Here is a 2288-nt window from a genome sequence, read left to right on the forward strand (position 1 = left end):
GGGGTCGCAGCTGCTCTTCAATAAGTGTCCATGAGTGTCTTTTAGGTGTCACAAGTGTCGTATGATTGCGTGTATGAACCTGACGGAATGGGCGCGCGCACAGGGGATCGCCCCGCGTACTGCGTACCGCTGGTTCCGTGAGGGCACGTTGCCGATCCCTGCGGAACGAGTGGGGCCGCGCACGATCCTGGTGAACATCGACGCGAACACCTCACCCACCGTGACCGTTGGAGTGGGCTTGTACGCCCGCGTCTCCTCCCACGATCAGAAGGCCGATCTGGAGCGGCAGACCGCACGGTTGTCGGCGTGGGCCGCGAAGGCCGGTCACCAGGTCGTCCGTGCCGAGTCCGAGATTGCCTCGGGCATGAACGGCTGCCGTGCGAAGGCGAAGCGGCTGCTGGCGGACCCGAAGGTGACCACGATCGTGGTCGAGCACAGAGACCGGCTCGGCAGGATGAACGTTGAACTGGTCGAAGCGGCCCTGTCCGCGACCGGACGACGGCTCGTCGTGCTCGATGACGGCGAGGTCGAAGACGACCTCGTGCGCGACATGGTCGAGGTCCTGACCTCCTTCTGCGCCCGCCTGTACGGCCGCCGCTCCGCGAAGAACCGGGCGAAGAAGGCTCTTGAGGCGGCGGCTGCCGATGGCTGAGAAGAAGCTCCGCACCATCGACGCGCCGTTCGTCGCGCTCGGCCCGTCCGGGGTAGCGATACGTGACCGGCTCAAGCACCTCACCGTCGAGGACGACAAGGTGTTGTGCCTGGTCGGCGAACACCTCGGACGCCTCGCGTCGCTGGACCTCAAGGCCCGTTGCGCGGACGGCCTGGACCACGACAGCGACTCGTGGGCTGTCCGTAAGCAGGGCCTGACCGCAGAGTCGTCCTCGCGCTGGGCCGGGGCGATCACGAAGGCCACCCACGATCAGTGGGCGCTGTCCCGGCGCTGCCAGCTCGCACACATCCAGTCCCTTGAGGCCGGTGTCCAAACCCTCAAGCACCGGCTGTCCCAGCCGCTCGGGGAGAAGGGCACCAAGCGGGCACCAGGCGGATATCGCAGCAAGGGCGAATGGTTCCACAAGTCCCGGCGTCTGGCCACGCTGGAACACCACCTCGATGAGACCCGCGCCGGGCGGGAGGCTGGTGTCGTGCACGTCGTGCGCGGCGGCCGGCGCCTGCTCAACAACCGTCACAACCTCGAAGCCGCCCAGCTCACCGAGGCCGAGTGGCGGGAACGCTGGGAGGCTGAGCGGTGGTTCCTCGCTGCTGACGGCGAATCCGGCAAGCGGTACGGGAACGAGACGATCCGCGTCACCCCGGACGGCGAGGTCAGCATCAAGCTGCCCGCACCGCTTGCCCACCTGGCCAACGGCAGGTTCGGCCGGTACGTCCTCGCCTGCAAGGTGGCCTTCCAGCACCGGGGCGCGGAGTGGCGCGACCGGATCGAAGCGAACCGGGCCGTGGCCTACCGCATCCACCTGGACAAGGCAAAGGGCCGCTGGTACCTCACCGCCTCGTGGGCGATTCCGCCGGTCAAGACCGTGCCTCTGGAGACAGCCCGCGCCCAGGGCATGATCGGCGTCGACACGAACGCCGACCATTTCGCCACCTACCAGCTCGACCCGCACGGCAACCCGGTCGGCGACCCGTGCCGGTTCTTCTACGACCTGTCCGGCACCGCCGACCACCGAGACGCCCAGATCCGGCACGCCATCAGCCAGCTCCTGCACTGGGCCAACCGGTGCGGCGTCAAGGCCATCGGCATCGAGAACCTGGACTTCGCCGCCGAGAAGACCCGCGAGAAGCACGGCCGCAAGAAACGGTTCCGGCAGCTCATCTCCGGCATCCCCACCGGCAAGCTCAAGGCCCGGCTCGTCTCCATGGCGGCCGAGCATGGCCTGTCGATCGTCGCCATCGATCCGGCGTACACGTCGATGTGGGGCGATGAGCACTGGCGCAAGCCCCTGACCAGCAACAAGCGAAAGATGTCCCGACACGACGCCGCGAGTGTCGCGATCGGGCGACGCGCCCTCGGGCACCCGATCCGGCGACGGACGGCACCGCCCCACGACGACCAGAGTGATCGTCGTGGGCATCGGACCGCCCAGGCCGAACCGAGTGCCGGAGGGCGTGAGGGAACCCGCCCACCCGTCACGGAGCGTGCCCACGATGCACATCGCCGGACGGGGATACAGCGAACGCGGGAACCCAGCGCATCCAACACCGCTCGGGATACGCGCAGTTCCGGGAGCTGGCAGCAAATGTCACTCCCGAACACTGTTTAGGAACGG

Annotated in this window: 2 protein-coding genes; both read left to right on the forward strand. The window is 67.7% G+C overall.

All coding sequences use genetic code 11. The features are described 5' to 3' along the window. Nucleotides 1–73: 73 nt before the first annotated feature. Nucleotides 74–652, forward strand: coding sequence for an IS607 family transposase (locus tag I8N67_RS41235; RefSeq protein ID WP_200309440.1), 579 nt, complete (start codon nucleotides 74–76; stop codon nucleotides 650–652). Continuing rightward, nucleotides 645–2282, forward strand: coding sequence for a transposase (locus I8N67_RS41240; RefSeq protein ID WP_200309441.1), 1638 nt, complete (start codon nucleotides 645–647; stop codon nucleotides 2280–2282). Before I8N67_RS41235 ends, I8N67_RS41240 begins: the two co-directional genes overlap by 8 nt. Nucleotides 2283–2288: the final 6 nt, after the last annotated feature.

It is taken from the genome of Streptomyces adelaidensis (assembly GCF_016598475.1).
Taxonomy (GTDB): Bacteria; Actinomycetota; Actinomycetes; order Streptomycetales; family Streptomycetaceae; genus Streptomyces; species Streptomyces adelaidensis.